Here is a 6,681-nt window from a genome sequence, read left to right on the forward strand (position 1 = left end):
AGGAGACATGGACACCCCAAAAAGCAGAGAATGGCGACGGCTGCGTAAAAATGTTCCGCAAATTCAAACACTTGCGCTTAAGTCAGCGCCATTCGTATCTGATACTACTGAGTTGCGAGCATATCTATCTGCATGTGTGGGTCGATAAGGCGGGAGATGGCGATCTGTTCAGAAACCTCCGACGGCACGGCAGAAAGTGTCACAAGCGTAGCAATGGTAAAACGAACCGCGGGCAGATCAGAAGCCGGATAAGTATCGATGACCGCCCGATGGAGGTAGATGCGAAGAGCCGGGTTGGGGATTGGGAGATTGATACGGTCATTGGCAAGTGGCATAGCGGCGCCCTGGTGACCATTGTAGAACGCGCAACACAGTTCACTGTCTGCACAACTGAACTGAAAGACAGAACACTGAGGCGGTGACAGAGGCCACCATAGCGCTACTGAAACCGTACGCGACGGCATTACACAATATCAGGGCAGACAACGATAAAGAGTTTTCCTATCACGAAAGGATTGCTGAGGAGCTTGGAGTAAAGGTTTACTTCGCGCATCCCTATCATTCCTGGGAGCGTGATAAGAATACGAATGGCCCATTATGTCAATACAGGCACAAGAGCACGGATTTTAAAAAAGGTAACTCAGGAAGAGGTTGACGTGGTGACATATCAGCTAAATAATCGACCAAGAAAAACATTAGGCTTTGAAGCGCCGGTAAATTAAATGCAGGTTTATTTGGCAGTGGAAATCTGCATAAACGATATGCACTTCACAGTTAAATTCGCGTCAAATTATTTTAATTTTCGAAAGATTAAGAATGTGTACCGATGCACTTTCGCTTCCGCATAAGTGATCAAAATTAACAATTGAGTGAGTAGTATGTCTGAATCAATTCTGGCGGCAACAATTCTGGAGACCTACAAGAGATATAGTGCGATATTGCGTCCACTAAAAAATTTAGCGTTACACTTCGCGCCTTTGAGGAATATACATGATCGGCTCGTAAGAGCGGCCACTGCCTTCGAAGAGGCACGAGTAGTCGAAAAGCCTGGCTTGGCTAGCTTGTTGATCAGAAATAATGAATACCGTGATTCTATAATCCCGTCTTTACGTGATCTAGAGAGAGCAACCTTGTGCCTTTCAGTTTGGTCACTTTTTCCGAGCGAAATCCGAGGGTCTGAGAATTACTCTATTGAGACTTTTGCAGTCAAGTATATAGCGAAAAGAAAATATCGATGCCCTGTAACTAAAGTTGATATTTCGGCAGAAGCTGCGCTAGCTATTTTTTATCTATCAGTGCAATCTAATTGCTCTCCATTTTTTCAGGAAACTGTCCTTCGAAGCGATATTGATCGTGAGGCAATCCAGCCAAATTCTTCGAGTTTTGAGGAGTCGGTATTTGCTCTAGATCAGATGTCACCAGTGTTTCTGGATGACTTGCGAGCTTCACCTTTCGGAAGCGTATTTGTTTCACTTGCCCGCTCGGAATCAATTTCTAAGTGTCTAGAAGCTGTGGCTATTTCAATAAAGCTGAAGGCATTTATTTCTCTATTTTCCCATTTGATAATTTTTTTGCGCAATCAAGTAAAGTACGATTATTTGAGGGATGTGGTTTCGTTCTATATTAAGTGGTTTGACGACATCCATGAAACTGTAGGTGCCAGGGACTCTATTAGATTTATGGAGTTTCTTGTCGTTGGAATTAAAAACCTAAATGGACGCACGGTAGATGAGTTTCCGAGGTGTAGGATCGATGGGGCTCGGACTGAGCGTGAATTGAGATTGCTTTCTAGGTTATATTTTAGGCTTGCACTTGGTATGCTCAGATATGATGTTGCCAATGCGACTTTAGATAGTTATGAAGAAACAGATCCTTCAGTCTTATTTTCACTTGCTCAACTCACATACCAGTTGCCATTCAGGGTGGAAAGAGAGCCTGAGAAGCGTGTCAATATTAGAAGACGAATTGCTCTGCGGTTAGAAACAGCTATAAGATCTGATGATAATCTTCCAGTTCAAATTGCTGAACTTGCATTCCACCTTGCTGTAGGGAATAGGGATTGTGTACAAGAGGCTGTTTGTGACTTGGAAGGAGAGTGTATGGAATTTACCGAAAGCAGGGATCGCCCGTACTCTTCGCTTGTTAGTGCTATGCTGTCCAAATTGATCCAGCTCAATTTTTTACGAGAAGGGAAGTGTGTGCTCTCTCTTCTTCAGCCCTTGATGACATTGAAAGATGTACAATTTTTCGAAGTTCGCCTAGGGCTTGCGTCAAATGAACACAATTGGAAGGTGCCGCCCGCCAAGATTCGGTCTCCAGCTGTATCTCAATTTATGACAAAATTGGCCGGAGGATCAGCATGGAAACAGTGCAAGTTTTTCGAAGCTTACCTATATTTCGCAAGTGCAAGGTCTCCAAATGATAAACTTGAAAAGACTGTTGCATTAGAGTCAACACTTGAACGGCTGAAATTTCTGGGACGCACTAGTCAAATCGTTAATGTTGTGCGGCAGCCAGAGAACCCAAAGGGCGTAATATTATTGGCATCTCTGAATTGTTTTAATACTCTTGCAATGCTTGCACCTGTGCTCGTGGCACTAAAAAAGGAGGGATTTGCAGTCGGATCTCTCCTTGAAGGAGTTCTCGATAGTCCGCCTATCAAGAGTAATTCAGAGTTAGGGCGCGCCAATCAATTGTTTAACAGTATTAAGCAAGATCGCGCGGATGGAAATATTGAGCTTGAATGGCACATTGACTGGTCTTCGCGGATTGTTGTGGCATGCGGGGTGAATTTTTATCAAGGTATATATGAGCGACTTTCTACAAAATTTCGGCGCGCTACAATTACCCTGAATGATTCAAGTGAAAGAGAGCATTTTGATCGGCTCTTACTGTCATGTGATTATGTACTACGTAGATGTTTGAGCATTGAGAATTTAGCAAATTCCACTGAAAAACCGATCATATTACTCGGCAGCAATGGTCATGTTAGTCCTTATTCTGTGTTTCGAGACTTCGCACTGGCAAAATCCATATCAAATCTTCGTTATGTTTCTGCAAGTGTGGCCTACGAAAATTATTATTCAAATCTTGGTAGTAAGTTTTCCGGCTCAATGGCGATTGTGGATATGACGCTGCATAGGACATGCCGAGCACCTTTCCTCGCGCTAAGACATAGATTTGAAAGCTGGTATGAACAGAATGCAGATTCTGGCGAAATTCGGGAGCGCTTTCTCCAATTGGTGAGCGAAAACCGTAACTTGAAGGCTGAAGAATCGGCCTCGCCCTATCATGAGACGATAGTGTCAGCTAAAAACTCCGGTAAGCGCGTCATATGCTGCTTCGGAAAGGTTCTTTGTGATCTAGCTGTTCCTTACGATGGTGGACCTGCGCACAGAGATATGGCTGATTGGTTGCAGCATTCTGTTGAAACTGTTGCTGATCAGGATATATTGCTTCTCATTAAGCCTCACCCACATGAACTTCGCCCAGAAATAGCACTTGATTTGACAGAGAAACTTGAGGATTTGCTGCCGCGAGATCTTCCTGAGAACGTGATCCTCCTTGGGCATAAGGATTATAATGTTCATGAAATTATACAATATATCGATCTTGCGGTGTTGTGGAACGGAACGTCCTGCTTAGAGCTTACTGGGTTGGGGGTTCCTGTTATTATGTGCTCTCATTTTGGTAGACATGACTATCCGATTGACCTGCTTTATCCTACCAATAGAGAGAGCTATGCGAAGATGCTATTAGCGGAGCCATTTGTGCCACCTTGTGAGCCCTTGAGAAAGAAGGCAATGGCTTTGCTTCATTACATGGGTACAGAGGATGTGGCAATTCCAAATTCCTATAGCAGGAGGCCCATCACGAATGATAGTGTTGGTATCCCTCGCTGGGACGAGGAAAAACTAACGACTTTCTTTGAGCAAGGTGATGATTACGTTAAGTTGGCGGTTGACAGAATACTAGAAGGCTGTTGAAAATTGGGCTTCTAACTCCAGAATTTCTGTCTCTCGACAGAAAACCGAGGTGGCAGGGGGGCTCATCTAATCCCCCTGTGTCAGGATAGTTGTCGCCTCTACTGAACCGAAGAAGCCAAGACAGGGGGCGGTAAAGAGGAGCAAATGCCCCGTTATTCCACAGAACGCAAAGCCTCAGTGCTGAAGAAGCTGCTGCCGCCGGAGAACCGGCCCATCCCGGACGTCGCGGCGGAAGAAGGCATCAGCGAAGGCACCCTGTACAATTGGCGCCAGCAAGCCAAAGAGAAGGGTATACCGGTGCCGGGTAGTGGTAAACAGAGCGAAGATTGGTCGGCGGAAGCCAAGTTCGCGGTCGTCGTTGAAACCGCCAGCCTCAGCGAAGCGCGCTGAGTGAGTATTGTCGCAGCAAGGGGCTGTACCCGGAGCAGGTACAGGCCTGGAGAGCGGCCTGCATCCAAGGCACGTTGACCGATGCCGAGCGCCGCAAACAGGAGCGGGAAGAGGCCCGGCGGGCCAAGAAGCGCATCAAGGAGTTGGAGAAGGATCTTCACCGAAAGGAGAAGGCCCTCGCGGAAACGACAGCGCTGCTGGTGTTGAGAAAAAAGCTGAATGCCCTCTGGGGAGAGGACAGCGGGGAAGAATGACCCCGGCCCCGGAGCGGCGACAACTGATTGGATGGATCGAGGAAGCCGTGGCTGCAGGTGCCCGCAAAGCCCCAGCCTGCACGGAAGTGGGCATCAGCCTGCGTACCCTGCAGCGGTGGACTGCGGAGGGGGCGCCGCAAGAAGACCGGCGCCCCGGCGCACAGAGACCAGAGCCACAGAACAAGCTGGCGGAAGAGGAACAGCAGACGATCCTGGATGTGTGCAACAGACCGGAGTTCGCCAGCAAGCCGCCGGGCCAGATAGTGCCCACGCTAGCGGACCGCGGCGAGTATATCGCCTCAGAATCGAGCTTCTATCGGACTTTAAAGGATGCGGACCAACTGCATCATCGCGGACGATCGAAGTCCAAGAAGAAGCGCAAGGCTCCCGCCACCTTTGTGGCCGAGGCGCCCAACCAGGTGTGGACCTGGGACATCACCTATTGTGTGCCCGGAGCTCAGGGCGAGTATGGATTGCTCAAAGGGGCCACGAGTCTATCTGGAATATTGGCGAGGCGCTTCAGGATGAAGCAACCAACCGATCCCACCCACTGTGAAGGTGGGGAGTCTGAGCGGCAGTGACCTGTGGTATGCCCACAGGGTGATGTAACCCGCTGACAACGGGGATTGAGGCGAGGTCACTAAGCCAAGATGATCCTCTAGGCTGAGTGTTGAAAGGCTGAAGAACATGAACCCATTAATCCGCCTCTGAGGGTTGAAATGTCACCACGGCCTACGTGACCTAGTAGGCCGTACAGGAAGGTGAGGCAGATCGATATGTAAGCGTTGCCGAACAAAGGAACTTGGACAGGTATGCCGGGTTCCGGGCCAGCAGTACCCATCACAGAACGGCCTGCTGCTTCCTGTCAACTTGCAGACAGCAAGGGTAAAGAGTGCGATGGGCAGCCTCCTCAACATGCTCGAGTCCAGATAGATAAACCGGGGAAGGTCGATGACGGATGCCAAGGGGGCATGACCCCGATGCCGCATTGACTGGCGGAGTTCCCGTAGTAGTCCGCGATGGGGAAAGCCCATTACATGGTGAAGGGGAGCAGTTTAAACGTGTTTGCCAAGCAAACTACCTGACCAAGTAAGGTGAAGACCTTTGATAATCAGCGAAATGCAACGCAAGCTTGCCACTTGGGCAACGGCCGACTCAACCCGACGGGTAGACAGGCTGCTGCGCCTGATAGCACACCCCAACTGGCTGGCAGAAGCGGCTCGGATCACACTGTCATCCAAAGGCGCCAACACGCCAGGGATAGATGGGGAGACCAAGTCAACTCTGCAGGCCAAATTGTCGGGTGTTCTGGAGCAAATCAGGGAAGAATTGCTTGAGGATACGTACCAACCGCAGCCGGCCCGACGGGTCTACATCCCCAAAGCCGGCGGCAAGCAGCGACCACTGGGAATCCCAACTCTACGCGACCGTATTGTCGAGAGAGCCCTGTTAATGGCCATGGAACCTATATGGGAAAGTGACTTCCATCCACTCTCCTATGGCTTCCGCCCAGAGCGCAGCGTCCACCACGCGATCCGCACGGTGAAACTGCAACTGACGGATAACCAGGAAACTCGGGGACGATGGGTCATAGAGGGGGATCTTTCCAGTTACTTCGATACCGTGCATCACCGGTTACTTATGAAGGCAGTACGCCGCAGGATCTCAGACAAGCGATTTCTGAATCTCCTGTGGCGATTCATCAAGGCCGGGCACGTTGATGCCGGACTCTTCCGGGCAGCTAGCGAAGGAGTGCCCCAAGGCGGTGTTATCTCACCATTACTGTCGAATATTATGCTGCATGAGTTCGACCAGTATTTGGACGAGCACTACCTGGGCAAGAAGGCCCGGAAAGACAGATGGTACTGGAATAACAGCATCCAGAAAGGCCGCAGCACTGCTGTACGCGAAAACTGGCAATGGAAGCCAGCGGTCGCATACTGTCGTTATGCCGATGACTGTGCGCCACGAAGGCGCACTGGAGGATTCAGATCCTCCGTGCAGCCGTGCTGCACAAGAGATGAGGGCGGGCCCCTCGGAGCCGCCGTGCA

3 protein-coding genes and 1 pseudogene are annotated in these 6,681 nt (G+C 49.5%); all 4 read left to right on the forward strand.

The window, feature by feature from the left end:
* Nucleotides 1-422, forward strand: a 422-nt coding sequence (locus tag FHS09_RS22145) for an IS30 family transposase (RefSeq protein ID WP_183464038.1), incomplete at its 5' end; no start/stop codon positions are given.
* A gap of 456 nt (nucleotides 423-878) precedes the next feature.
* Nucleotides 879-3,986 (forward strand): hypothetical protein, encoded by a 3,108-nt coding sequence (locus FHS09_RS22150; RefSeq protein WP_183464040.1) that lies wholly within the window; start codon nucleotides 879-881, stop codon nucleotides 3,984-3,986.
* A gap of 144 nt (nucleotides 3,987-4,130) precedes the next feature.
* Nucleotides 4,131-5,100, forward strand: a pseudogene (locus FHS09_RS23020) (transposase); the annotation flags it as partial.
* Nucleotides 5,101-5,734: 634 nt separating this feature from the next.
* The coding region (locus tag FHS09_RS22170) for a reverse transcriptase domain-containing protein (protein WP_343057553.1) at nucleotides 5,735-6,681 on the forward strand (947 nt) is incomplete at its 3' end.

This window comes from Microbulbifer rhizosphaerae (assembly GCF_014191725.1).
GTDB lineage: Bacteria > Pseudomonadota > Gammaproteobacteria > Pseudomonadales > Cellvibrionaceae > Microbulbifer > Microbulbifer rhizosphaerae.